The sequence below is a fragment of the Variovorax sp. M-6 genome, assembly GCF_052114385.1.
Taxonomy (GTDB): domain Bacteria; phylum Pseudomonadota; class Gammaproteobacteria; order Burkholderiales; family Burkholderiaceae_C; genus Variovorax.
This window is the reverse complement of the sequence record NZ_JBFREQ010000004.1, coordinates 75,446-100,086: the sequence shown is the minus strand read 5'-3', so window position 1 is coordinate 100,086 and position 24,641 is coordinate 75,446. Positions and strand designations below refer to the sequence as shown.

Genomic DNA, 24,641 nt, shown 5'->3' with positions numbered 1-24,641 from the left:
TGCGTTAAAGTCGATCCAACGCGATTGTAGGCAGGGCGGTGGACCGCTTCGGCCGGCGCGCCTCTGACACAACGGAGAAGTTCGCGATGTGGTTTCTGATGCTGGGCCTGCTCGGTGTGGCTCTCAAATATTTCGAGATCGGCTTCGTCGCCACCCTGAGTTGGTGGATCGTCCTGGTTCCGTTCGCGCTCGCTGTCGCCTGGTGGTCGTGGGCCGATGCCTCCGGCTACACCAAACGCAAGGTAGTCGAGAAGGAGAACCAGCGCCGCCAGGACCGGATCGATCGCCAGCGCAGCAACCTCGGCATGCTGAACAGCCGCTCGAACAGCCGCAAGAGGCGCTGAGCACCGCCGGCGCTTCCAACGCGCTTCTAGCCAGAAACACCGCGGAACCGGCTTTGCCGGGCCGCTGGTGTTGCCCCCGGTAGGGGGTGGGCGCCCCGACACGCAGTGCGGGGCAACCTGGGGGCGAGCTCAATACTTGTCGAGCACCGCGCCCGAACTGGCGCTCGAGGCGTTGAACGCAAACTTGGCTTGCACGCCGCGCGTGTAGCGCGGCGCCGGAGCCTTCCAGCCTTCGCGGCGCTTGGCGATCTCGGCTTCGGGCACGTTCAGTTCGAGCTTCAGTTCGTGCGCATCGATGGTGATCGAGTCGCCTTCGTTGACGAAGGCGATGGTGCCGCCGGCCGCCGCCTCGGGTGCCACGTGGCCGACCACCATGCCCCAGGTGCCGCCCGAGAAGCGGCCGTCGGTGATCAGGCCCACGCTCTCGCCCAGGCCGGCGCCGATCAGCGCGCCGGTCGGCGCCAGCATCTCGGGCATGCCCGGGCCGCCCTTGGGGCCCAGGTAGCGCAGCACCATCACGTCGCCGGCCTTGATCTTGCCGTCGAGGATCGCCTGCAGCGCCGACTGCTCGTCGTCGAACACGCGCGCCGGACCGGTGATGACCGGGTTCTTGAGCCCGGTGATCTTCGCCACCGCGCCTTCGGGCGACAGGTTGCCCTTGAGGATCGCGAGATGGCCCTCGGCGTACATCGGCTTGCCGATCGGACGGATCACGTCCTGATCCGCGCGCGGCTGGTCCGGCACGTCCTTCAGGACCTCGGCGATGGTCTGCCCCGTGATCGTGATGCAGTCGCCGTGCAGCAAGCCGGCGTTGAGCAGCACCTTCATGACCTGCGGGATGCCGCCGGCCTGGTGCAGGTCGACCGCGAGGTACTTGCCGCTGGGCTTGAGGTCGCACAGCACCGGCACCTTCTTGCGCATGCGCTCGAAGTCGTCGATCGACCAGTCGACGCCGGCGGCGTGCGCGATCGCCAGGAAGTGCAGCACCGCGTTGGTCGAGCCGCCCGTGGCCATGATCACGGCCACCGCGTTCTCGATCGCCTTCTTGGTCACGATGTCGCGCGGCTTGAGATCCTTCTTGATCGCCTCGATCAGCACCTTGGCCGATTCCTTGGCCGAGTTGGCCTTCTCGTCGTGCGGGTTCGCCATGGTCGACGAATAGGGCAGCGAGATGCCCAGCGCCTCGAAGGCCGAGCTCATCGTGTTCGCCGTGTACATGCCGCCGCAGGAGCCGGTGCCGGGGATGGCGCGCATCTCGATCTCGCGCAGGTCCTCGTCGCTCAGGTTGCCGGCGGCGTTCTGGCCGACGGCCTCGAACACGCTCACGATGTTCAGGTCCTGGCCCTTGTACTTGCCCGGCAGGATGGTGCCGCCATAGACATAGATCGCCGGCACGTTGGCGCGCAGCATGCCCATCAGGCCGCCGGGCATGTTCTTGTCGCAGCCGCCGACCACCAGCACGCCGTCCATCCACTGGCCGCCGACGCAAGTCTCGATGCAGTCGGAGATCACCTCGCGGCTGACCAGCGAGTACTTCATGCCTTCGGTGCCCATCGCCATGCCGTCGGAGATGGTGGGCGTGCCGAAGACCTGCGCATTGCCGCCGGCCTCCTCGATACCGGCGATCGCGGCATCGGCCAGCTTCTGCAGGCCCGAGTTGCAGGGCGTGATCGTGCTGTGGCCATTGGCGACGCCGACCATGGGCTTCTTGAAGTCGCCTTCCTGGTAGCCCATCGCATAGAACATCGAGCGGTTCGGCGCGCGGCTCTTGCCTTCGACGATGTTGGCGCTGCGGCGGTTGATCTGGAGCGGTTTGGTGTCCATCGTGGTTCTCGGGTTCGTGATCGGGGGATGCCAAGTATCGGACGATTGATTGATTGCTTCCAATCCTATTTCAGGGTGCTATTGATATGCTTGGCATATGAAAGAAACGTCGATCGACCTGCGCGCCTGGCGCCAGTTCGTGGCCGTCGCCGAGGAGCTCCATTTCGGGCGGGCCGCGCTGCGCCTGCACATGACGCAGCCGCCGGTCACGCAGGCCATCGCTCAACTCGAGAAGACGCTCGGCGTGCTGCTGTTCGACCGCACCCGGCGCCGCGTGGCGCTGACGCCGGCCGGCGAGGCGCTGCTGCCCGAGGTGCGCGAGCTGCTGGCCCGCGCCCAGGCGCTGCCGGCGCGGGCCCGCGCGGCGGCGGCCGGCGAGGTCGGGCGCGTGCGGTTGGCCTTCGTCTCGACCATCGGCTTCGACCAGCTGCCGGGCTGGGTGCGGGCGTTCCGCGAACACAGCCCGCAGGTGGTGCTGGAGCTGGTCGAGGCCACGGGCGACGTGCAACTGCGCGACCTGGAGCGTGGCGCCATCGACGCTGGCCTGATGCTGCATTCGCCTGGCTTTGCGCCGCCGGGCCTGCACCACCTGCGGGTGGCGGTCGAGCCGCTGGTGCTGGCGCTGCCCGAACACCATCCGCTGGCCGCGGCGCCGCAGTTGGCGTGGGACGCGGTGCTCGGCGAGCCGCTGGTGATCTTTCCGCGCCGCATCGCGCCGTCGCTGCACGATGCAGTCTTCGGGCTCTATCACGCAGCGGGCCGGCTGCCGGTCGTGGCGCAGGAGGCGATCCAGATGCAGACCATCGTCAACCTGGTCTCGGCCGGCCTCGGCCTGGCCTGGGTGCCCGAGAGCGTCATGCAGTTCCGGCGGCCCGGCGTGGTCTACCGGACGCCCGACGCCGCCGGCTCGCGCGGCAGGAAGCGGCAGCCCGCCGTGCCGCTGTGCGAGACCAGCATGGTCTGGCTGGACGGCGACGGGCACCCGGCGCTGGCCCGCTTCGTGGCTTTCGTGCGCGAGCGGATGGAGGAGGGCGGTTGAGCGCCTTCAGCCTTGCGATTGGGTTTGCAGGTAGTTCTCGAGCCCGACCTTGTCGATCAGGCCGAGCTGCTTCTCGAGCCAGTAGGCGTGGTCCTCCTCGGTATCCCGAAGCTGCGTCAGCAGCAGGTCGCGGCTGACGTAGTCGCCGACGCTTTCGCACAGGGCCATGCCCTCCTGCAGCGCGGCGCGCACTTCGTATTCGGTCGCCAGGTCCTTCTTCAGCATCTCGGGCACGGTCAGGCCCGGCGTGAATTCCTTCGGGCGCATGTCCGGCAGGCCACCGAGGAACAGGATGCGGCGGATCAGCGCGTCTGCGTGCTGGGTTTCCTCCTGCATCTCGTGGTCGAGGCGCGTGTAGAGCTTCACGAAGCCCTGGTCCTCGTAGATGCGCGAATGGATGAAGTACTGGTCGCGGGCGGCGAGTTCGCCGCGCACCAGTTGCTTGAAGTAGTCGATGACTTGGGGATCGCCCTGCATGTTGTTGGTGTTGTGTGGTTCCGGGAGTCGACGAGTATCGCGGCGAATGGCGTCCGGGACCTTGATGTCCCCGTGCCGGCGGTCTGCATGGGTGTGGGTATCAGAAGCGTTCGCATTCGGGATGGGCGCGCGGGGCGGCACAATCTCCCCATGCTCATGTACCCGCAGATCAACCCCATCGCGCTGCAGCTCGGCCCGGTCGCCATCCACTGGTACGGCCTGACCTATCTGGCCGCCTTCGCACTGTTCTATTTTCTCGGCACGCGCCGGCTGCGGCACGAACCCTTCCGTTCGATCACCGGTCCGGGCGCCTGGACCCGCAAGGACGTCGAGGACATCCTGTTCCTCGGCGTGATGGGCGTGATCGTCGGCGGCCGGCTGGGCTACTGCCTGTTCTACAAGCCGGGCTACTACCTCACGCATCCACTGGAGATCTTCTTCGTCTGGCAAGGCGGCATGAGCTTCCATGGCGGGTTGCTCGGCGTGATCGCCTCGATGGTGTGGTTCTCGCGCTCGCGCGCCAGGCCGTTCTGGCAGGTGATGGACTTCGTCGCGCCCTGCGTGCCCACCGGACTGGCGGCGGGGCGGGTCGGCAACTTCATCAATGGCGAACTGTGGGGCCGATTCAGCAGTCCCGATCTGCCCTGGGGCATGGTGTTCCCGCAGAGCGGTTCGATGCTGGCGCGCCATCCTTCGCAGGTCTACCAGTTCCTGCTCGAGGGCCTGCTGCTGTTCGTGCTGCTGTGGCTCTACGCGCGCAAGGATCGCGGCGAGCGCCGCGTGTCGGCGGTGTTCCTGATCGGCTACGGCCTGATGCGCTTCATCGCGGAGTACTTCAGGGAGCCCGACGACTTCCTGGGGCTGCTGGCGCTCAACATGAGCATGGGCCAATGGCTCTGCGTGCCGATGATCGCGTTCGGACTCTGGCTCTATGCCAGCGGACGACCGGCGCAAAGGGCGGGCGTGGTGCGGGGCTGATCGGCCCCGCCGCCGGGCGGCGCCGGGGTATCCACGGACGCAAAAAGGCATTGCGCTGCGGTACCTGAATTCTGATAATTACGCGTAATTACGGAAATCGCCCCCCGATGCGCCTGGTCCAGAACTCCTTGCACGACGAAGTCGCCGCCACGCTGCGCGAAGAAATCTTCGGCGGCGGGCTTGCGCCGGGCAGTTTCATCGACGAGGCGGCCGTGTGCGACCGGCTCCAGATCTCTCGCACGCCATTGCGCGAAGCCCTCAAGGTGCTCACGGCCGAGGGGCTGCTGCGGCACGAGCCGCGCCGCGGCTGCTTCGTCGCCGAGGTCACCCAGCGCGACCTCGACGAGATCTTCCCGGTGATCGCGCTGCTGGAAGGCCGCTGCGCCTGGGAGGCCGCGCGCAATGCGAGCGATGCCGACCTCGACGCCCTCGAGGCGCTGCACGGCCGGCTCGCGAAACACGCGCGGGCGCGGCGCATCAACGACTACTACGCGACCAATTTCGCCATCCACGAGGCCATCATCATGCTGGCCGACAACCGCTGGCTGGCACAGGTGATCGGCGACCTGCGCAAGATCCTCAAGCTGGCGCGGCAGCAGCAGCTGCATGCGCCGGGGCGGCTCGACCAAAGCCTGTCCGAACATCTCGCGGTGTTCGCCGCGCTCAAGGCGCGCGACAGCGACGGCGCCGAGGCCGCGATGCGCACCCATCTGAACCGCCAGCGCGAAGCCCTGCGGGCCGTCGCGCTGCAACAGAAAGCGAAGCTCATCTCATGAATGCCAGTGACTGGATCACGCGCGGCGTCTCGCTGCTGCGTCCGGGCAACTCGCCCGACGCGGGCAAGAAGACGGCCGCGGATGCGAGCAAGGCCAGGAAGGCCGCCGTCGGGCCGCGCCCGCTCGCGGAGCGGCTCGATGCCACGCTGCGCCGGCCGGGCGAAGCCCTCGCGCCGCGCGCGTTGCGCCGTGCGCTGGTCGAACTGCAGGCGGTGGTCGATCCCAGCGTGAGCGAGGTCGAGGCCGGACGGCGTGCCCATGCGGTGGTGCAGTGGTATGCAGCCCGCGAGCTGGACGAGCGCCGCGACATCTGGCTCTTGATGAGCGAACGCTTCGCGCCTGATGTGCAGACGCTCAGCAGTGCGCGCGACCAGCACGAGGCCGCGGTCGGCACGGCCGACGAGGGCCAGGCCGAGGTCCAGCTTCGGCGCGCGCTGGCGTCGCCGCGCGCGCGGCTGCTGCAGCGCTTCGCGATCGATCCCGATGGCATGCGCTTCCTGGTCGACCTGCGCGCCGAGCTGCTGCCGCACCTGAAGGGCGATCGCCGGCTGCTGCCGCTGGATGCCGAACTCGAGCACCTGTTCTCGACCTGGTTCGACATGGCCTTCCTGGACCTGCGTCGCATCAGCTGGGACTCGCCGGCCTCGCTGATCGAAAAGCTGATCCAGTACGAGGCGGTGCACGACATCAAGAGCTGGGCCGACGTCAAGAACCGGCTCGACAGCGATCGCCGCTGCTATGGCTTCTTTCATCCGCGCCTGCCCAACACGCCGCTGATCTTCGTCGAGGTGGCGCTGGTCGACCGCATCAGCGAGGGCATCGAGCCGCTGCTCGACGAGGCCGCCGCGCTGGTCAGGCCCGACCGCGCGACCACCGCGATCTTCTATTCGATCAGCAGCACGCAGACCGGGCTCAAGGGCGTGAGCTTCGGCGATTCGCTGATCAAGCGCGTGGTCGAGACGCTGCAGGACGAGCTGCCGCGCCTGAAGACCTTCGCGACGCTGTCGCCGATCCCGGGCTTTCGCAGCTGGCTGGCGAAGCACGCCGCCGACATGGTCGAGCGGCTCGACGAGAAGCGGGCCGCCGAGCTGGGGCGTGTCATCGGCTCGTTGCCGCCCTCGGCCGAACGCTTCCTCGCCGCGGCCGACGAGGCGGTTGCGCTCGACGCCAAATCCCCGGTGCGGCAACTGCTGCTGAACGCGGCTGCCGAGTACCTCGGGCGCGCAACCGCCGCGGGCAGGCCGGTCGACCCGGTGGCGCGCTTCCACCTCGGCAACGGCGCCCGGGTGGAGCGGCTCAACTGGGGCGGCGACCCGTCGCCGAAAGGGCAGAGGCAGTCCTACGGCCTGATGGTCAACTACCTCTACGATCTGAAGCGGCTCGACAAGCACCGCACCCTGCTTGCGCAGGGCAAGGTGGCGGTATCGGGCGGCATCGACGATCTGGTCCTCAGGGGCTGAGGCCGAGGCTCCGCCCGGCGCGGCACGCCGCCGACCGCGACGCACGACAGTTCGAACAACAACAGGAGACTACCGATGACCCCAGGCTTTCAACGGCGCGACTTTCTGCGTCTGGCCGCGGCGAGCGCCGCCACCCTGGCCGGCAGCGCGCGCGCGCAGTCGAACTGGCCGACCCGGCCGGTGACGATGATCGTGCCGTTCCCGGCCGGCGGAGGCACCGACGCTTTCGCGCGGCCGCTCTCGGCGCAATTCACCCGGATCACCGGGCAGACGCTGGTGATCGACAACCGCGGCGGCGCCGGCGGCACCGTGGGCGCCAGCATCGCCGCCAAGGCGGCGCCGGACGGCTACACGCTCTTCATGGGCGCGGTGCACCACGCGATCGCGCCCTCGATCTATCCCAAGCTCGACTACGACCTCGAGAGGGATTTCGTGCCGCTGCTGCTGCTGGCCAATGTGCCGCAGGTGGTGGTGGTGAATCCGAAGCGCGTCAGCGCGACCACGCTGAAGGCCTTCGTCGCCAACGCCAAGCAGAACCCGGGCAAGCTCAACTACGCATCGGCCGGCGCGGGCACCTCCCACCACCTGGCCGGCGAACTGTTCAAGCTGCAGACCGGCACGTACATCACGCACATCCCCTATCGCGGTGCGGGGCCGGCGCTGCAGGACCTGATCGCCGGCAACGTCGACGTGATGTTCGACGGGCTGGGCTCGTCGGCCCAGCACATCAAGGCCGGCCGGATCAAGGCGCTGATGGTGGCCGGCGACAAGCGCAATCCCGCCTTCCCCGACGTGCCCTGCGCCGCCGAGGTCGGTTTGCCCGACTACACCGTGACCACCTGGTACGGGTTGTGGGCGCCCAAGGGCACACCGGCGGAGGTACAGGCCAGGATCGTCGACGACATGAAGAAGGCCCTCGCCAGCGAAGAACTGAAGGCGATCTGGGCCAGCAACGGCTCTGAGATTCCGAATCTCTCGGGGACGGCCTATGGCAGCTTCGTGAACTCGGAGATCAGGCGTTGGGCCAAGGTGGTCAAGGATTCGGGAGCCAAACTGGAATGACAGCTTCGATCGGCCTGCGCATCGAAGGCCCGCTGGCCTTCGTGACGCTCGCGAACCCGGACCGGCTCAATGCCATGACGCGCGGCATGTGGCGCGCATTGCGCGACACCTTCGAGCGCCTGGCGCGGGAGCCCGCGCTGCGCTGCGTGGTTGTCGGCGGGGAGGGGGGCGCCTTCTGCGCCGGTGGCGACATCTCGGAGTACCCCTCGTTCCGTTTCGACGCCGCCAGCCTGCGCGAATTCCACGAGAACGAGGTCTGGGCCGCGCTGGCCGCCATGCTGGCTTGCGAGCTGCCGCTGGTGGCCCGGATCGAGGGCGCCTGCATGGGCGCCGGGATCGAAATTGCGAGCTGTTGCGACATCCGCCTGGCCGCTGCGTCCGCCAGGTTCGGCGCCCCGATCGCGAAGCTCGGATTCCCGATGGCGCCGCGCGAGGCGGCCTTGGTGCAGCGCGCGGTCGGGGACGTGCTGGCGCGCGACATGCTGCTGGCCGCGAGCGTCCACGACGCGGCGCGGCTGTACGACGCCGGCTTCCTGCTGCGCGTGCTGCCCGATGCCGAGCTGGCCGCAGGCGTGCTGGCGCATGCGCAGCGCATTGCGGTGCTGGCGCCCGAGGCCGCGCGCCTCAACAAGGCCACCTTCTCCGCCCTGCGGCAAGCGGGTTCGCAGGACGCGGTCGCGCCCCTGTTGCGCACTGCCTACGACTACGCCGACTCCGCCGAGCATCGCGAGGGCATCGCTGCCTTCCTGGCCAAGCGGGCCCCCGTTTTTTGAGATCGCCATGACCGACATTCCCAACGCCAATCTCTTCGCCGCCCTGCGCGCGGCGTTCCCCGCCGACCTCGACGCCATCGCGGTCGAGACCGACGACGGACTTTTCTATTCGTGGCGCGACCTGGACCGCGCGAGCGCGATGATCGCCAACCTGCTGGACGCGCTGGACCTCGAGAAAGGCGCCCGCATCGCGGTGCAGGTCGAGAAGTCGGTCGAGGCCATGATGCTGTATCTCGCCACGCTGCGCGCGGGCTATGTCTTCCTGCCGCTCAACACGGCCTACCGGAACGCCGAGATCGAGTACTTCATCGGCAACGCCGAGCCGGCCGTGGTGGTCTGCAGCAGCGCCAACGCATCCTGGGTGGCGCCGATCGCAACCGCGGCCGGAACCCGCCATGTCTTCACGCTCGATGACGACCGCACGGGCACGCTGCTCGAAGTGGCCGCGCAGTGCAGCGACCGGCATGCAGTGGCCGCCAAGCGGGAGGACGACCTCGCCGCCATCCTCTACACCAGCGGCACCACCGGCCGCAGCAAGGGCGCGATGCTCACGCATCGCAACCTGTCGTCGAACGCCGAGGTGCTGAAAGACTACTGGGGCTGGCGCAATGGCGATGTGCTGATCCATGCGCTGCCGATCTTCCATGTGCACGGCCTCTTCGTCGCGATCCACGGCGCGCTGATCAGCGGCAGCAGGATGATCTGGTTCAACCGCTTCGATCCGGCGCGCGTGGTGGCCCGGCTGCCCGAGGCGACCGTCTTCATGGGCGTGCCCACGCTCTATGTGCGCATGCTCGCCGAGCGCGGGCTGACCCGCAAGGCCTGCCGCCGGATGCGGGTCTTCATCTCGGGCTCGGCACCGCTCCTGATCGACACCTTCGAAGAATGGCGCGAGCGCACGGGCCACACGATCCTCGAGCGCTACGGCATGAGCGAGACGGCGATGCTGACCTCCAACCCCTACAGCCCGGTGCAGGGCGAGCGGCGCGGCGGCACGGTGGGCTTCCCGCTGCCGGGCGTGCGGCTGCGGGTGCGCGACGACGCCGGCGCGCCGTGCCCGACCGACGAGATCGGCCACATCGAGGTCGACGGGCCGAACGTGTTCGCGGGCTATTGGCGCATGCCCGAAAAGACGAAGGAAGAATTCACGGCCGACGGCTATTTCAAGACCGGCGACGTCGGCAAGGTGGACGGGCTCGGCTACGTCACGATCGTCGGGCGCAGCAAGGATCTGATCATCAGCGGCGGCTACAACGTCTACCCGGCCGAGATCGAGGGCTACATCAACGAGATGTCCGGCGTGGCCGAGAGCGCGATCGTCGGCGTGCCGCACGCCGACTTCGGCGAGGTCGGCGTGGCCATCGTGACGGCCAGGGCTGGCGCCGCACTCGACGGCGAAGCCATCATCGCGGAGCTGAAGGCGAAGCTCGCCAACTTCAAGATCCCGAAACGCTGCTTCGTGGTGACCGAGCTGCCGCGCAATGCCATGGGCAAGGTGCAGAAGGCACTGCTGCGCGAGCAGCACAAGGGGCTCTTCGTCCCGCGGGATTGAGGGCCTGCGCCTACTGCACCAGCAGCACCGAGATGTCGGTCTCGGACACCACCTTGGTCGCGACCGACCCCATCAGTGCGCGGCCGAAAAGGCCGTGGCCGTGCGTTCCCATCACGATCAGTTCGGCGCCCGAGGCGGCAGCCGCCTTGAGGATCTCCTCCGCGGCATGGCCGTGGCGCTGGTCGACCTTGAACTCGGTGATGCCGAGGCCCGCGAGGGTGGCCCTGACCGGCTCGAGAACCTTGGCGGCTTCCTCGGCGTAGTAGTCGCTGACGATTTCCTTGCTCAGGTGGCGCGTGACGTGACCCGGCACACCGACACAGACGTGCACCACGACCAGTTCATTGCCGTCGACGAACATCTTGCGATGCTTCGCCAGGTAGTCGAGCGCTTTCTGCGTGTGGGCGCTGCCGTCGACGGCGATCAGAATCTTCATTTAGGGCCTCTCGTTGTTGCTTGACGCGCGGTGAAAGCACCGCGTGCCTTGGTTATAAACCCGACTCAGCGCAAGACCAAGACGGGCAGTTCGGAATGCGTGAGAACGTGCTGGGTCTCGCTGCCCAGCAGCAGGCGCTTGATGCCCTGGCGGCCGTGCGATGCCATCACGATCAAGTCGCTCTGGTGTTTCTTGGCGGCGCCGATGATCGCCTCGGCCACGAGGTCGGCGCTGACCGTCGCTGTCTTGGTCCTGACGCCGCTGGCCTCCGCTTGCCTGGCGATCGCGTCGAGCGTGGCCTGCGCCGCTTCCGTCCACTGTTTCTCGATGCGCCCGATGTCTTCGGGCGTGAAGACCGCGGCGCCCTCGAAGTAGTTCGTCGGATAGCGGGGCACCACGGTGAGCGCGACCAGCTCGGCGCCGTTCAGGGCCGCCATGGCGATGGCGCTCGTCACCGCCTTCTGCGAGAGCGGGGAGCCGTCGGTGGCGACCAGGATGCGCTTGAACATGGAGATCTCCGTGCGTGAGTGGATCCCCTGAGCTTAAGGCAGGTGCCGTGCGCCCCGGCTTGATTCACGTCAAGCCGCGGGGTGAAATGCGCAGGCCCTCAGCCGTGCAGCCCTTTCCAGAGCATGTAGGCCGCCAGCAGGTAGAGGATGCTCCCGAACACGCGCTTGAGCTTGCCCACCGGGAGGCTGTGCGCCGCCCGGGCGCCGAGCGGCGCCACGAGGAAGCTGCAGACCGCGATCACCGCCAGCGCCGGCAGCCAGATGTAGCCGAACGAGCCGGCTGGCAGGCCCTGCACCGACTGGCCACTGGCCACATAGCCGGCCACGTTGGCGACCGCGATCGGGAACCCGAGTGCCGCGCTGGTGGCGACCGCGTTGTGGATCGCGACGTTGCACCAGGTCATGAACGGGACGCTGATGAAGCCGCCGCCGGCGCCGACCAGGCCGGAGATGAAACCGATCGCGCCGCCGGCCCCGAGCTGGCCCGCGGTGCCCGGCATCTGGCGCGTCGGCTTGGGCTTCTTGTCGAGGAACATCTGCGTGGCCGAGAAGCCGACGAAGAGCGCGAAGAAGATCGCCAGCGCAGTGCCCTTGAGCAGGCTGAAGACGCCCAGGCTGCCGGCCAGGCTGCCGATCACGATGCCGGGTGCCAGCCGCTTGACGATGTCCCAGCGCACCGCGCCGCGCCGGTGGTGGGCGCGCACGCTGGAGATCGAGGTGAAGATGATGGTCGCCATCGAGGTCGCGATCGCCATCTTGACTGCGAGGTCGGCGGCGACGCCGCGCTGGCCGAGGATGATCGTGATGAACGGCACCATCAGCATGCCGCCGCCGATGCCGAGCAGGCCGGCGAGGAAGCCGGTGCCGACGCCTAGCAGGGCGAGTTCGGCGATCAGCAGGGGTTCGATGGTCATGCGCACGGGTCCAGAAAAAAGCCACGGCGCCGATTCGCGGGGCCGTGGCTGTCAGTGAAGGGTGTCTGCGAGTGTGAGCCGAACCCGCATCCTGAACCAGGGTTCAGGTGGGCGAGGTCAGCAAGGCTTCGGGTTCATCTGACGCGAGATGATCACACCTGCCAAGCGATATTCCAAGCCCTGCTCCGGAGAGCATTGGTACAAGGAAATATAGAGCCCAGCCTCGCACCGCAGACGATGCGTATTTTACGCCCTGCCGCAGCGGGCGCGCCGGATCTTCAGAGCAAATGCCCGTCGCCGGCGAGGGCCTGGTCGAGCCGCTGGATCAATTGCGTGGCGCGAGCGTCGTCTTCGGTGGCGTCAGGAGCCGTCGCAGGCGCCGGGGCCGGCGCGGCTTCGCGCTGCACCAGGTCGAAGGCCAGGTTGAGCGAGGCCAGCACCGCGATGCGGTCGCGGGCCTTGACCTTGCCGGCATCGCGGATCTTGCACATCGCGCCGTCGACGCGTTCGACCGCGTCGCGCAGTTGCGCCTCGCCGCCTTCGGGGCAGCCGAGCAGGTAGCTCTGGCCCATGATCTGGACTTCGATTTGTTTCATCAGGAAGAGCTGGCGTCTTGGGAGGGTTCGACCGGGAGCTGATCGAGCAGGGCGTCGAGGCGCGTGCGCGCCGCGGCGAGCCGCGATTTGAGCGCGTCGCGTTCGCGCGTGAGCGCGTCGACCTGGTCTTGCAGCAACGCATTGGTGCGCTGTACTTCTTCGTGGCGCACGAGCAGGCGCTCGACGCGCTCGGCGATCTGGTCAATACGGCTCGATGCTGGCATGGAGGGCGATTGTAGATTCCGCCGCCGGCGCGGTTGCGCCCCGTCGTTCCGGGCGCATGCCGACAAACCCTACAATTCCGTTCGTTGGTGCTCGCGCCGCGGTTCACGCGTCGCAGTTCAACGGGAAGCAGGAGTCGAAGCCCCCCGGGGCCGAACCAACCTGCGCTGCCCCCGCAACGGTCAAGCAGTCGGCGCCCTCGGGCGCCGCCTTCGTCATCAGCCACTGGGTGCCCTGAAACAGGTGCCCGGGAAGGCGACGAGGGTGGCACTGCCAGCCCGGATACCGGCCAACGAGGCGGCTGCCGCATGCGCGAAGCATGCAGGCGGCCATGACGTCCGAATGCCGGCGGGGAAGCCGGCGAAGGACATTGACCTGTCGTCGCCCCCATGAAAACCTGCGTTTCTTCCACGCCCGCCTCCCGGTGCGCCTTGCCGCGGCCGCTGCGCGCCCATGCCATTTCGTCGGCCGTTGCGGCCTTGATCGCCGGTGCTGCCGGCCTCCCCACGCTGGCGTTCGCCCAGGAGGCCGCACCCGCGCTGCCCGAGATGGTGGTTACCGCGACCCGGGTGCCGACCCGCGCCGACGAGCTGGTGTCCGACACCGTGGTCATCGACCGGGAGCAAATCGAGCAGCAGGCGAGCCGCACGCTGCCCGAAATCCTGGCCCGGCTCGCCGGCGTGCAGATCTCGGCCAATGGCGGCGCCGGCAAGTCGAGCAGCGTGTTCATCCGCGGCGCCGAGGCGCGCCACACGATCCTGTTGATCGACGGCGTTCGCTACAGCTCCGCCACGCTCGGCACGCCGGTGTGGGACAACATCCCGGTCGAGATGATCGACCGGATCGAAGTGGTCAAGGGTCCGGCCTCGGCGCTCTACGGCAGCGACGGCGTCGGCGGCGTGGTGCAGATCTTCACGCGCAGGGCGAGCCCGGGCGAGACGGTGTTCGCCCCGCACGCCTCGACCACGGTCGGCAGCGAGAGCTACAAGCAGATCACCGGCGGCTTCAGCGGCGCCGCGGGGGCCGCGACCTATTCGCTCGACGTCGCGCGCACGCTCAACGCGAAGTTCTCGTCGACCAACCGCAACGTGCAGTTCGGCAACTTCAACCCGGACGACGACCCCTTCAACCAGACCGCGGTCAACGCCTCGTTCGGCTACCAGCTCAACCCGGACTGGAAATTCGACGCCGCCATGCTCTACGCCGACGGGCTGAACCGCTTCGACGACGGCCCGAACCGCGACACGCGCGGCACCCTGCGCACCCAGGCCGGCTACGTCGGCGCCCGCGGCCTCGTGATGTCGAACTGGACCACCCAGCTGCGCTACTCGCGCAGCGAGGACTACACCCGCGCGATCGTGGCCGCGCCGTTCAACCTGCCGGGCCTGTTCGAGACGACGCAGGACCAGTACCTCTGGCAGAACGACATCGTGACGCCGATCGGCACCGTGGTCGTCGGGCTCGAGCGCCGCGAGCAGGACGTGAAGAGCGACACCCGCTACACCGTGACCGACCGCGCCATCGATTCGGGCTTCGTCGGGCTCAACGGCAATTCGGGCGCCCACAGCTGGCAGCTCGACGCGCGGCACGACAGCAATTCGCAGTTCGGCGACAGCAACACCTGGTTCGCCGGCTATGCCTACCGCATCACGCCGAACTGGCGCGTCAACGTGTCGCAGGGCACCAGCTTCGCGGCACCCTCGTTCAACCAGCTCTACTTCCCGGGCTTCGGCAATTCGGCGCTGCAGCCGGAGGAGGGCAGGAACACCGACCTCGGGATCACCTGGACCCAGGGCGCCCACACGGTCAAGCTGGTGGGCTACGACAACAAGATCCAGGGCTTCATCACCAACACGACGCTGCCGCAGAACATTCCGCGCGCGCGCATCGAAGGCGGCACGCTGAGCTACGACGGGCAGTTCGGCGCCCTGGGCCTGCACGCGAGCTACGACTCGCTCGACCCGCGCAACGAGGGCACCGGCAAGCAACTGCCGCGGCGGGCGAAGAACCAGGCGTCGCTGGGGGTCGACTACGCGGTGGGCGCCTGGAAGCTCGGCGGCTCGGCGCTGAACGTGGGCAGCCGCTTTGACGACGCGGCGAACACGCGCACACTCGGCGGCTACACCACGTTCGATCTCTATGTGGACTATCGCTTTGCCAAGGACTGGTCGGTCCAGGCCCGTGTCACGAACCTGACCGACGAGCAGTATGAAACCGCCTATGGCTACAACCAGCAAGGGCGCGCCGCGTTCCTGACCGTGCGGTGGCAGCCGAAATGAGCATGGCCCGCCGCGAACTGATCCTCGGCGGTCAGAAGAGCGGCAAGTCGCGCCGCGGCGAGCAGCTCGCCGCGGCGTGGCTCGCCCGCTCGCCCGCGCATCGCGCGGTGCTGATCGCGACGGCGCAGGCGCTGGACGCGGAGATGCGGGCGCGCATCGCCAGGCACCGCGACGACCGCGCGGCGCGGGTGCCGGCGATGACCACGGTCGAGGAGCCGCTGGCGCTGGCGCAGGCGATCCGCGACCACGGCGCTCCCGGCACGCTGGTGCTGGTCGACTGTCTCACCCTGTGGCTCACCAACCTCATGGCGCCGCCCGGACCGCCGCGTGCGCGCGTGGGTGCCGATCGCGCGATCGCCGAACTGCTGGGCGCGATCGCCGACGCGCCCGGCCCGCTGGTGCTGGTCGGCAACGAGATCGGGCTGGGCGTGATCCCGCTGGGCCGCGAGGTGCGCCGGTTCGTCGATGCGCTCGGCGGACTCAACCAGCAGGTCGCCGCGGCCTGCGAGCGCGTCACGCTGATGGCGGCCGGACTGCCGCTGACCTTGAAGGAGCTCGCATGAAGATGCTTGCGCGGCTGGCCTGCGCGGCCCTGTGCGGCTGGTTGGGCGTGGTGGCCCAGGCGGCGGTCGTGACCGACGAACGCGGCGTCCCGGTGGACCTGCCGCGGCCGCCGCAGCGCATCGTGAGCCTGCTGCCTTCGCTGACGGAATCGGTCTGCACGCTGGGCGCCTGCGCGCGGCTGGTCGGTGTCGATCGCTATTCCAACTGGCCCGCGCCGGTGCGGGCGTTGCCGCAAGTCGGCGGCGGGCTGGACCCGAACGTGGAGGCGATCGTCGCGCTCAAGCCCGACCTGGTGCTGTTGTCGAAGTCGTCACGGGTCACCGAGCGGCTCGAGGGCCTCGGGCTGCGGGTGCTGGTGCTCGAACCGAAGAACCATGCGGACGTGCGCCGCGTGCTCGACGCACTGGGCCGGGTGCTGGGCGTGGACGATGCGCAGGCGGTGTGGCGCGCGATCGACGCCAGCGTGTCGGCGGCGGCGCAGTCGCTGCCCGCGGGCGTGGCGCGCACGCGCGTGTATTTCGAGGTCAACAGCGCGCCCTATGCGGCGGGCGAGGCCTCCTTCATCGGCGAGACGCTCGCGCGGCTCGGCGTGAAGAACATCGTGCCGGCCGCGCTCGGTCCGTTTCCGAAGCTCAACCCCGAGTTCGTGGTGCGGGCCAATCCCGACCTGATCATGGTCGGCGAACGCAGCGCGCAGGGGCTGGAGCAGCGACCGGGCTGGGGCGCCATCCGGGCGGTGCGCGAAGGCCGCATCTGCCGTTTCAGCGCCGCCGAGTCGGACGTGCTGGTGCGTCCCGGGCCGCGCATGGGCGAAGCCGCGCGGCTGATGGCCCAGTGCCTGCAGGAGAAGGCGCGATGACGGTTTCCTGCGTGCATGCGCCGCGAGGCCGCCGGTGAAGAGCCAGCACCGCCGCGCGCTGGCGCTGGGCATCGTGCTGGTCCTCTCGGCCCTGCTGCTGCTCCTGCTGGGCGCGGGCGTCGGCAGCACCGGCTTCGAGAACGTGCTGGCGGCCGGACACGATCCGGTGGCCCTGCAGATCGTCTGGGACATCCGCTTGCCGCGCACGCTGGGTGCGTGGCTTGCCGGCGCGCTGCTGGGCCTGGCGGGCGCGGTGGCGCAGGGGCTGTTCCGCAATCCGCTGGCCGACCCGTACCTGCTCGGCAGCGCCTCCGGGGCCTCGCTGGGTGTGGCCCTGGCGCTGACGCTGTTCGGACTCTCGCCGGTCAGCACCCAATGGGTGGTGCGGCTCGGCCTCACAGGGGCGGCCTTTCTGGGCGCGGTGCTCGCGGTGATGCTCACGCTGGTGCTGGCGCGCGGCGTCCAGCAGACGCTCAGGCTGCTGCTCGCCGGCGTGATCGTCGGCGTGGTCCTGGGCGCGGCCAAGGACCTGCTCACGATCGCCTCGGCCGACATCCTGCAGGCGATCCAGGGCTTCATGCTCGGCAGCACCGGGCTGGTCGGCTGGAGCGCCTGCGCCGTGATGGGCGGCCTGGGTGCGCTCTGCCTGCTGCTGGCCTGGGCGCTGGCGCCGGTGCTCGACGGGCTCGCGCTCGGCGAAGCCACGGCCGCCAGCCTCGGCCTGCCGCTGGGCGCGATGCGTGCCGCGCTGGTCGCGGTGCTGGCGCTGGCCACCGGCACGGCCGTGGCGCAGACCGGGCTGATCGCCTTCGTCGGCCTGGCGGCGCCGCACCTGGTGCGCTCGGTCGTGAAGACCACGCATGCGCGACTCATCGTCCTGTCGGCCGCCATGGGCGGCTTGCTGCTGATGGCCGCCGACCTGCTCGCGCGCTGGCTGGTCGCGCCGCAGGAGTTGCCGGTCGGCGTGCTGACCGCGGTGCTCGGCGGCAGCTACCTGCTGTGGCTGATGCACCGGCGCAGCGCGCGGGGGGGCCTGTGACGGCGCCGGTCGCCATTCACGGGCCCGCGCTCGAGGCGCGCGGCATCACGGCCAGGCTGGGCCAGGCCGAGGTGCTGCACGGTATCGACCTGGCGCTGGCGGGCGGTCGCTGGACCAGCATCGTGGGACCGAACGGCGCCGGCAAGTCGACCATGCTCAAGGTGCTCGCGGGCCTGCTGGCGCATGGGGGCGAGCTCCGTGCGCTCGGCCGGCCGCTGGCGGATTGGTCGGGGCGCGCGCGCGCGCAGCGCCTGTCCTGGCTCGGCCAGGGCGGCGCGGGCGAGGGCAGTGCGGACGACCTGCTGGTGCACGACGTCGCGATGCTCGGCCGCCTGCCGCACCAGCGCTGGCTGGCGGCCCCCAGCGAGGCCGACCGCGCCGCGGTCGAGCGGGCGCTGCGCAGCACCCAGGCCTGGGAGTGGCGCGAGCGGCCGCTCGGCCAGCTCTCGGGCGGCGAACGCCAGCGTGTGCTGCTGGCGCGCGCGCTGGCCGTCGAGGCCGAACTGCTGCTGATGGACGAGCCGCTGGCCAACCTCGATCCGCCGCACCAGGCCGACTGGATGCAGACCGTGCGCGCGCTGGTGGCCGGGGGGCGGACGGTGGTCAGCGTGTTGCACGAGCTCAACGCCGCGCTGTGCGCCGATGCGATGGTCGTGATGGCTCAGGGCCGCGTGCTGCACCACGGCGCCTGCGACGATCCGGCCACCCACCGCGCGCTGGAAGCGGTGTTCGACCGGCGCGTGATCGTTCATCGCGTGGAAGGCCAGTGGCTGGCCGTCACGCACTAGTCAAAGCAAAGCTCGAAGCTCACTCAGTCAGGAACCTCATGCAGATCGAAACACCCCCTACCGAAAAGCCCTACGAGAAACCCGAAGGCGAGCGCCGCGGCCTCGTGATCGTCAACACCGGCGACGGCAAGGGCAAGAGCACGGCCGCTTTCGGACTGGCATTGCGCGCGCACGGCCGCGGCAAGGCGGTCAAGATCTTCCAGTTCATGAAGGTGCCCAGCGCGCGCTTCGGCGAGCACCGCATGTTCGAGCAGATCGGGATTCCGATCGAGGGCCTGGGCGACGGCTTCAGCTGGAAGACCCAGGATCTCGAACGCTCCGCGCAGCTGGCGCGCGACGGCTGGGAGAGGGCCCGGTCGGTGATCCTCTCGGGCGCGCACTTTCTGGTTGTGCTCGACGAGATCACCTATCCGCTCATCTATGGCTGGCTGCCGCTCGAAGGCGTGCTCGAGACCTTGCGCGCACGGCCGAAGCAGGTGCACGTGGTGCTGACCGGCCGGCGCTGCCCGCCCGAGATCGTCGAACTGGCCGACACGGTGACCGAGATGCAGCTGGTCAAGCATGCGTTCAAGGCCGGCATTCCTGCGCAGCGGGGAATTGAAGATTGAACTTGAGCTTGAGATTGAGCTCGCCCCCAGGTTGCCCGGCACTTCGTGTCCGGGCGCCCACCCCCTGCCGGGGGCGACACCGGCGGCCCGGCGAAGCCGGTTCCGCGGTGTCTCACCAAGGGGCCTGGCTGCGCCGGCCGGCGGCGGGGAGGTATAGGGTGAGGACATGGCGGTGCTGAGTTCCATTGCTGCACTCTGGCTCGCGCTGGCCATCGACCGTTGGGTCGGGGAGCCGCCTGCGCGATGGCATCCGGTGGTCTGGATCGGTCGCTACCTGGGCTGGATCGGCAAGCGCATCGCGCCGGTCGCCGGCGCGCCGGCGCGCCAGTTCGCGGCTTTCGCCGGCGGCGCGATCGGCTGGTGCGTGGGCGCCTCGCTGGTTGCGGCGGGCGCCTGCGCGGTGGCTGCAGGCGTGAACCGCCTGCCGATCTGGGCCGGTGTACTGCTGGCGGGCATCGCCCTCAAGCCGCTGCTGGCCTGGCGCATGCTGCGCGACGAGGTGCTGGCGGTCGAAGCGGCGCTGGGCCGCTCGCTCGACGAAGGTCGCGTGCAGCTGGGTCGGCTGGTGAGCCGTGACGTGACTTCGCTGAGCGCCGCCGAGGTGCGCGAAAGCGCCATCGAGTCGCTGGCCGAGAACCTCAACGATTCGCTGGTCGCGCCGCTGTTCTGGTTCGTGCTGTTCGGCCTGCCGGGCGCGGCAGTCTATCGGTTCGCCAACACCGCGGATGCGATGTGGGGCTATCGCGGCGAGCGCGAGGGCCGGCAGTGGGAATGGGCCGGCAAATGGGCCGCGCGCGCCGACGACCTGCTGTCCTGGCTGCCCGCCCGCCTGACAGCCCTGTTCCTGTGGGCTTGCTCGCCCTCCCGCCCGGGACGCGCCGCGGGGCGGGCCATCTTCCGCGAAGCACGCCGAACCCCGTCGCCCAACAGCGGCTGGCCGATGGCGGCGATGGCGCTGCAGCTGGGCGTCCGGCTCGCCAAGCCCGGCGTCTATGTGCTCAACGCAGAAGGCCGCGGCGCCTCGGCCGCCGATACGGCGAGAGCGGCGCAACTCGCAGCGCGCGTGGTCGTCGTCGCAGGCCTGGGCGCGACGGCCGCGATTGCCTGCCTGATACCGATGGGAGGGGCATGAAAGCCTCCGAAATGTTCGAACTCATGCACGGCGGACCCGATGCCCAGGGCGCGGTGCCGCACGACTTCTCGACCAACGGCAATGCCTGCGGACCCTGTCCCGGCGCTTTGCAGGCGTTGCAGGCGACGGACGCCAGCCGCTATCCCGATCCGCACTACCTGAGGCTGCGCGAGCGGCTGGCACGCCTTCACGGCGTCGAGGTCTGCCGCATCGTGATCGCCGCGAGCGCCAGCGAATTCATCGGCCGGATCACGGCCGCCGTGTCGCAGGGCGGGGGCGGGCGGGTCCGGGTCCCGCGGCACGGCTATGGCGATTACCTTCGAGCCGCCAAGGCCTGGCACTTCGAGATCGCGACGGCGGACAGCGCGGCCGATCTGGTCTGGTGCTGCGACCCCGGCAGCCCGCTGGGCCAGCCGCAGGAGGACCTGATGAGCCGGATCGGCCCGCTGAGCGGGGGCGCCACCTGCGTGCTCGATCTCGCCTACGAACCGCTGCGCCTCGAGGGCACGCTGGCCCTGAGCGGCGCGCAGCGCGACACCGTCTGGCAGCTTTGGACGCCCAACAAGGCGCTCGGCCTGACCGGTGTGCGCGCGGCCTATGCGATCGCCCCCCTGGCCGCGCAGGACATGGCCGGGCGTCTCGTGCGCCTCGCGCCTTCCTGGCCGTTGGGCGCCCACGGCGTGGCGCTGCTCGAGGCCTGGGCCGGCGAGGCGGCGCAGCGCTGGCTGGCCGAGAGCCTGGCCACGCTCCGGGCATGGAAGGCCGAGCAGCGCGCACTGTGCGAATCGCTGGGCTGGCGCTGTTTCCCCAGCGTCGCCAACTTCTTCTGTGCCGAACCGGACGCGGTCTACACCGCCGGACGCGCCGCCGCCCTGCGCCAGGCCGGCATCCAGCTGCGCGACACGGCATCGTTCGGGCTTCCGGGGCAGGTGCGCCTCGGCGTGCTGCCGCCCGCCAGCCAGCAGGCGCTGCAGCGCGCCTGGATCGCGTCGCGCCCCTGAATCAGAGCCGCTGCAGCTGCGGGTGCTTGGCGAACAGTTCCGCCGCCCAGTCGACGAAGGCCCGCACCTTGGCGCTCAGGTGGCGGTTCGGCGGATACACCACGTGCACCGGCAGCGGCGGCCGGGTCCAGTCCGGCAGGATCTGCACCAGCTCGCCGCTCGCGATGTAGGGCTCGGCCATGTAGGTGATGACCTGCGACAGCCCGAAGCCGCCGAGCACCGCCGTCATGTGCGCATTGCTGTCGTTGACCGAGACCCGGTAGGGTCCCGCGATCTCGAACTGCTCCTCGCCGCGGTGGAACTCGTGCGGGTAGACCCGGCGCGTGCTGCCCGAAAAGAAGCTCACCACCAGGTGGCGCTTCTCGATGTCCGACGGATGCTGCGGCACGCCGTAGCGCTTCAGGTAGGCCGGCGAGGCCACGGTCATCCAGGGCAGGTTGCCGATGCGCCGCGCCACCAGCGACTGGTCGGTGAGCTCGCCGCCGCGGATCACGCAGTCGACATTGTCGGTGATCAGGTCGACCGTGCGGTCGCTGACGCCGACGTCTACCTGGATGTCTGGATAGCGGTCGCAGAAGGTCGAGAGCGCGGGCAGGATCACCAGCCGGGCCATCGACGAGCCGACATCGATGCGCAGCCGCCCCGTGGGATTGGCCTGCGCATTGGTCATGCTGGCCTCGATGTCGTCGAAATCGTTCAGCAGCCGCGCCGTGCGCTCATAGTAGGCGGCGCCGTCCGGCGTGACGGTGACGCGCCGCGTCGTGCGGTTCAGCAGCTTTACGTGCAGGCGCGACTCCAGCGCCTGGATCTGCTTGGTGACCGTGCCCTTGGGCAGGCCGAGGGAGTCTGCGGCGCGGGTGAACGTGCCTGCTTCGACGACACGGACAAAGATCCGCATGCCCTGGATCTGATCCATCTGTGCTGCTCCTGGGGGGTGGCCGGGGGGCCGGGGGGAGCGGAATTCTCACACGGCACCTGTATGCGATTGTTCGCCGATTGGAAACAGAGTGGGGTAGGGTGCCTCGTTGAAGCGACACGGCGCCGCCTTATATTTCAGTCATCGTTCAACCCACCGAGCCTGCCATGCCCACCCGTCCGATCCTGTCAGCTGCCGATGCCGCCCCGGCCGCCGCGCGCGGCGCAGAAACCGACATCCGCATCGAGCTGCCGGACCGCGAGCCGGTGCAGGCCCGCCTGTATGGCGAGCGTGCGCGGGGTACCACGGTGCCGCTGGTGCTGCATTTCCATGGCGGTACCTTCGTCTGCGGCGATCTCGACAACGGCCGCAGCGTCGCCCGCCTGCTGGCCGGCGCCGGCGCCGTGGTGGTCTCGCTCGACTATCCGCTGGCGCCCAAGGCGCCGTTCCCGGAGCCGATCGAGGTCGGCTTCGCGGCCCTCGAATGGCTCTACAAGCAGCGCGTGAAGCTGGCCGGCAAGGGCGCCCGCGTGTTCCTGGCGGGCGAGGAGGCCGGAGGCAACCTGGCCGCCGCGGTGGCGCTGATGGCGCGCGACCGTGCCCATCCGCCGCTGGCCGGCCAGATCCTGCTGTCGCCGATGCTCGACCCCTGCGCCGGCACCGCATCGCTGCGCAAGGCCACGGGCGATGCCACGCAGTGCAAGTGGGCCTCCGGCTGGCAGGAGTACCTGCGCCGGCCGATGAACGCCACGCATCCCTATGCGGTGCCCGGCGGGTCGCTGCGACTGGCCGAGGTGGCGCCGACGCTGGTGCTGGTCGGCCAGGACGACCCGATGCGCGACGAGGCGCTGAACTTCGCGCGCCGGCTCGGCGAGGCCGGCATCCTGGTGACCAGCAGCGTGCTGCCGGGTGCCGCGAACTGGCCCGAAGCGCTCTACGAGCCGGAAGGTGCGGGCTGCGCGGCCTGTGCGGCGGTGGTGCAGAAGCACTTCCGCGACTTCTTCAGCGCGGCCCCACCGCCGCACTGAGCGACGGCGCACGGCGGCCGTGCGCTGACTGACGGTTCCGCTCGCGCGGAGCCCTTCCCACCACCGAGGTGACGGCACCTCGACCCGAACGGCGGTTGCCCCGCCGCGGGGTGCCGTGCGCTCCGCAACAACTGCTTCTTCCCGCTGTCCTGCGCTACCCGCGCGGGAGGGCGTCGTGTTTTCCAAGAGTCACCAAAAGGACGTTTCATCATGTCGAACCTTCAACACTCCTCCCCGGCCCGCCGCGGCCTCTGGCCCGCGGTGACCGGCGTCACGGCCCTGCTGGCGATCGCTTCCGCGGCGCTCGGCTTCCACAGCCTCAACGCCGAGGCGAACGATGTCACGACCGTCGCGGCGCCGCGCGCGACACCGGTCTCGGTGGCCACGGTGGTCGCGACCGACATCAACACCTGGGACGAGTTCTCGGGCCGGCTCGAGGCGGTCGAGCGGGTCGACGTGCGTTCGCGCGTGGCCGGCGCGGTGCAGGCCGTGCACTTCCGCGAGGGCTCCCTGGTGAAGCAGGGCGAACTGCTGATCACCATCGACCCGGCACCGTACGCGGCCGAAGTGGAACGTGCCGAAGCCCAGGTCGCCTCGGCGCAGGCCCGGGTCTCGTTCACGCGCAGCGAGCAGGAGCGGGCCCGCCGCCTGTGGGAGGAGAAGGCCATCGCCCAGCGCGAGCTCGACGAGCGCAGCAACGCCGGCCGCGAGGCCGAGGCCAACCTGCGCGCAGCGCAGGCCTCGCTGCAGAGCGCGCGCCTGAACCTGGGCTACACGCAGGTGCGCGCCCCGGTGGCGGGGCGCACCGGCAAGCTCGAGGTGACCGCGGGCAACCTGGTGGCCGCCGGCCCCGGCGCGCCGGTGCTCACGACGCTGGTCTCGGTCAGCCCGATCTATGCGAGCTTCGATGCCGACGAGCAGATCGTGGTGCGGGCCTTGAAGGACCTGCCGGGCGGTGCCAGCGCACGCGGCCGCATCGAGGGCATTCCGGTGCAGATGGGGACTGCCGGCAGCGACGGCACGCCCTACCAGGGCCGCCTGCAGCTGATCGACAACCAGGTCGACGCCAAGAGCGGCACGGTGCGCGTGCGCGCGGCCTTCGACAACGCCGACGGCCGCTTGATCCCGGGCCAGTTCGCCCGCATCCGCATGGGCCAGGCGCGCGACGAAGCGGCCTTGCTGGTGAACGAGCGCGCGGTCGGCACCGACCAGAACAAGAAGTTCGTCCTGGTGGTCGGCGAAGACAACAAGGCGGAATACCGCGAAGTGGCGCTCGGCGCGCCGGTCAACGGCTTGCGCGTGGTCTCCAGGGGCCTGAAGGCCGGCGAGCGCGTGGTCGTCAACGGCCTGCAGCACGTCCGTCCGGGTGCGCTGGTGGCGCCGCAGGCCGTGAGCATGGACGCGAAGTCCGAAGTTCAACCGCAAGCCCAGCACGTGGCGGACGCGAAGTCCTGATCCCGGCTCA

Annotated in this window: 26 protein-coding genes and 1 riboswitch; of the genes, 18 read left to right on the top strand and 8 right to left on the bottom strand. The window is 69.6% G+C overall.

The features are described 5' to 3' along the window. The first annotated feature begins 86 nt into the window (after positions 1 to 86). Positions 87 to 344 carry a TIGR04438 family Trp-rich protein gene (locus AB4Z46_RS06335; RefSeq protein WP_442282821.1) on the top strand — a complete coding sequence of 86 codons (258 nt, stop codon included), beginning with the start codon at positions 87 to 89 and terminating at the stop codon, positions 342 to 344. 129 nt (positions 345 to 473) lie between these two features. Here AB4Z46_RS06335 and ilvD read toward each other — a convergent pair whose 3' ends face one another. Continuing rightward, positions 474 to 2,168 carry a dihydroxy-acid dehydratase gene (gene ilvD / locus AB4Z46_RS06330; protein ID WP_442282629.1) on the bottom strand — a complete coding sequence of 565 codons (1,695 nt, stop codon included), beginning with the start codon at positions 2,166 to 2,168 and terminating at the stop codon, positions 474 to 476. Positions 2,169 to 2,265: 97 nt separating this feature from the next. Between ilvD and AB4Z46_RS06325 the strand changes: the two genes are divergently transcribed. Continuing rightward, positions 2,266 to 3,207 (top strand): LysR family transcriptional regulator, encoded by a 942-nt coding sequence (locus tag AB4Z46_RS06325; protein ID WP_442282628.1) that lies wholly within the window; start codon positions 2,266 to 2,268, stop codon positions 3,205 to 3,207. Positions 3,208 to 3,213: 6 nt separating this feature from the next. Here AB4Z46_RS06325 and bfr read toward each other — a convergent pair whose 3' ends face one another. Beyond that, on the bottom strand, positions 3,214 to 3,684 hold the full coding sequence (gene bfr / locus AB4Z46_RS06320) for a bacterioferritin (RefSeq protein ID WP_442282627.1): 471 nt from the start codon (positions 3,682 to 3,684) through the stop codon (positions 3,214 to 3,216). Between the two features lie 150 nt (positions 3,685 to 3,834). On the opposite strand from bfr, the gene lgt reads away from it, so the two are divergent. From lgt to AB4Z46_RS06290, 6 genes are all read left to right on the top strand, one after another. After that, positions 3,835 to 4,662, top strand: a complete 828-nt coding sequence (gene lgt, locus AB4Z46_RS06315; protein WP_442282626.1) for a prolipoprotein diacylglyceryl transferase — start codon at positions 3,835 to 3,837, stop codon at positions 4,660 to 4,662. A gap of 107 nt (positions 4,663 to 4,769) precedes the next feature. Next, positions 4,770 to 5,438 (top strand): GntR family transcriptional regulator, encoded by a 669-nt coding sequence (locus AB4Z46_RS06310; RefSeq protein WP_442282625.1) that lies wholly within the window; start codon positions 4,770 to 4,772, stop codon positions 5,436 to 5,438. Beyond that, complete coding sequence (locus AB4Z46_RS06305; RefSeq protein ID WP_442282624.1) at positions 5,435 to 6,898, top strand: malonyl-CoA decarboxylase; 1,464 nt, start codon at positions 5,435 to 5,437, stop codon at positions 6,896 to 6,898. The genes AB4Z46_RS06310 and AB4Z46_RS06305 overlap by 4 nt, the downstream gene beginning before the upstream one ends. A 75-nt stretch (positions 6,899 to 6,973) precedes the next feature. Then, positions 6,974 to 7,960: a Bug family tripartite tricarboxylate transporter substrate binding protein gene (locus AB4Z46_RS06300; RefSeq protein WP_442282623.1), complete on the top strand. Its 987-nt coding sequence runs from the start codon at positions 6,974 to 6,976 to the stop codon at positions 7,958 to 7,960. Next, positions 7,957 to 8,733: an enoyl-CoA hydratase/isomerase family protein gene (locus tag AB4Z46_RS06295; RefSeq protein WP_442282622.1), complete on the top strand. Its 777-nt coding sequence runs from the start codon at positions 7,957 to 7,959 to the stop codon at positions 8,731 to 8,733. The genes AB4Z46_RS06300 and AB4Z46_RS06295 overlap by 4 nt, the downstream gene beginning before the upstream one ends. Positions 8,734 to 8,740: 7 nt before the next feature. Further along, positions 8,741 to 10,285 (top strand): malonate--CoA ligase, encoded by a 1,545-nt coding sequence (locus AB4Z46_RS06290; RefSeq protein ID WP_442282621.1) that lies wholly within the window; start codon positions 8,741 to 8,743, stop codon positions 10,283 to 10,285. A gap of 10 nt (positions 10,286 to 10,295) precedes the next feature. Here the strand turns inward: AB4Z46_RS06290 and AB4Z46_RS06285 are convergent, their stop codons facing one another. The 5 genes from AB4Z46_RS06285 to AB4Z46_RS06265 form a co-directional block, all read right to left on the bottom strand. After that, positions 10,296 to 10,721: a universal stress protein gene (locus tag AB4Z46_RS06285; protein WP_442282620.1), complete on the bottom strand. Its 426-nt coding sequence runs from the start codon at positions 10,719 to 10,721 to the stop codon at positions 10,296 to 10,298. A 65-nt stretch (positions 10,722 to 10,786) separates the two neighbouring features. Next, positions 10,787 to 11,230 (bottom strand): universal stress protein, encoded by a 444-nt coding sequence (locus AB4Z46_RS06280; RefSeq protein ID WP_442282619.1) that lies wholly within the window; start codon positions 11,228 to 11,230, stop codon positions 10,787 to 10,789. Positions 11,231 to 11,328: 98 nt separating this feature from the next. Further along, complete coding sequence (locus tag AB4Z46_RS06275; RefSeq protein WP_442282618.1) at positions 11,329 to 12,144, bottom strand: sulfite exporter TauE/SafE family protein; 816 nt, start codon at positions 12,142 to 12,144, stop codon at positions 11,329 to 11,331. A gap of 278 nt (positions 12,145 to 12,422) precedes the next feature. Continuing rightward, positions 12,423 to 12,740: a cell division protein ZapA gene (locus AB4Z46_RS06270; protein WP_442282617.1), complete on the bottom strand. Its 318-nt coding sequence runs from the start codon at positions 12,738 to 12,740 to the stop codon at positions 12,423 to 12,425. After that, positions 12,740 to 12,964 carry a DUF904 domain-containing protein gene (locus AB4Z46_RS06265; protein WP_442282616.1) on the bottom strand — a complete coding sequence of 75 codons (225 nt, stop codon included), beginning with the start codon at positions 12,962 to 12,964 and terminating at the stop codon, positions 12,740 to 12,742. Before AB4Z46_RS06265 ends, AB4Z46_RS06270 begins: the two co-directional genes overlap by 1 nt. A gap of 68 nt (positions 12,965 to 13,032) precedes the next feature. Beyond that, positions 13,033 to 13,270, top strand: a riboswitch (cobalamin riboswitch). 81 nt (positions 13,271 to 13,351) lie between these two features. Between AB4Z46_RS06265 and AB4Z46_RS06260 the strand changes: the two genes are divergently transcribed. The 8 genes from AB4Z46_RS06260 (at position 13,352) to AB4Z46_RS06225 (ending at position 21,232) form a co-directional block, all read left to right on the top strand. Next, positions 13,352 to 15,241: a TonB-dependent receptor domain-containing protein gene (locus AB4Z46_RS06260; RefSeq protein WP_442282615.1), complete on the top strand. Its 1,890-nt coding sequence runs from the start codon at positions 13,352 to 13,354 to the stop codon at positions 15,239 to 15,241. Then, positions 15,238 to 15,804: a bifunctional adenosylcobinamide kinase/adenosylcobinamide-phosphate guanylyltransferase gene (locus tag AB4Z46_RS06255; protein WP_442282614.1), complete on the top strand. Its 567-nt coding sequence runs from the start codon at positions 15,238 to 15,240 to the stop codon at positions 15,802 to 15,804. The genes AB4Z46_RS06260 and AB4Z46_RS06255 overlap by 4 nt, the downstream gene beginning before the upstream one ends. 2 nt (positions 15,805 to 15,806) lie before the next feature. After that, positions 15,807 to 16,664, top strand: a complete 858-nt coding sequence (locus tag AB4Z46_RS06250; RefSeq protein WP_442282820.1) for an ABC transporter substrate-binding protein — start codon at positions 15,807 to 15,809, stop codon at positions 16,662 to 16,664. 34 nt (positions 16,665 to 16,698) lie between these two features. Next, complete coding sequence (locus tag AB4Z46_RS06245; protein ID WP_442282613.1) at positions 16,699 to 17,703, top strand: FecCD family ABC transporter permease; 1,005 nt, start codon at positions 16,699 to 16,701, stop codon at positions 17,701 to 17,703. Then, a complete protein-coding gene (locus tag AB4Z46_RS06240; protein WP_442282612.1) occupies positions 17,700 to 18,491 on the top strand; it encodes an ABC transporter ATP-binding protein in 792 nt (263 codons plus the stop codon). The genes AB4Z46_RS06245 and AB4Z46_RS06240 overlap by 4 nt, the downstream gene beginning before the upstream one ends. Before the next feature lie 38 nt (positions 18,492 to 18,529). Beyond that, on the top strand, positions 18,530 to 19,099 hold the full coding sequence (cobO, locus tag AB4Z46_RS06235; protein WP_442282611.1) for a cob(I)yrinic acid a,c-diamide adenosyltransferase: 570 nt from the start codon (positions 18,530 to 18,532) through the stop codon (positions 19,097 to 19,099). Positions 19,100 to 19,265: 166 nt separating this feature from the next. After that, the gene (cbiB, locus tag AB4Z46_RS06230) at positions 19,266 to 20,231 is read left to right on the top strand and encodes an adenosylcobinamide-phosphate synthase CbiB (RefSeq protein ID WP_442282610.1); all 966 of its coding nucleotides are present in this window, start codon (positions 19,266 to 19,268) and stop codon (positions 20,229 to 20,231) included. After that, positions 20,228 to 21,232: an aminotransferase class I/II-fold pyridoxal phosphate-dependent enzyme gene (locus tag AB4Z46_RS06225; protein ID WP_442282609.1), complete on the top strand. Its 1,005-nt coding sequence runs from the start codon at positions 20,228 to 20,230 to the stop codon at positions 21,230 to 21,232. Before cbiB ends, AB4Z46_RS06225 begins: the two co-directional genes overlap by 4 nt. 1 nt (position 21,233) lies before the next feature. Here the strand turns inward: AB4Z46_RS06225 and AB4Z46_RS06220 are convergent, their stop codons facing one another. Beyond that, positions 21,234 to 22,148, bottom strand: coding sequence for a LysR family transcriptional regulator (locus AB4Z46_RS06220; protein WP_442282608.1), 915 nt, complete (start codon positions 22,146 to 22,148; stop codon positions 21,234 to 21,236). 167 nt (positions 22,149 to 22,315) lie between these two features. On the opposite strand from AB4Z46_RS06220, the gene AB4Z46_RS06215 reads away from it, so the two are divergent. Beyond that, positions 22,316 to 23,176 carry an alpha/beta hydrolase gene (locus tag AB4Z46_RS06215; protein ID WP_442282607.1) on the top strand — a complete coding sequence of 287 codons (861 nt, stop codon included), beginning with the start codon at positions 22,316 to 22,318 and terminating at the stop codon, positions 23,174 to 23,176. Positions 23,177 to 23,386: 210 nt separating this feature from the next. Continuing rightward, entirely contained in the window at positions 23,387 to 24,631 is a 1,245-nt protein-coding gene (locus AB4Z46_RS06210; protein ID WP_442282606.1) for an efflux RND transporter periplasmic adaptor subunit, read from the top strand. Positions 24,632 to 24,641: the final 10 nt, after the last annotated feature.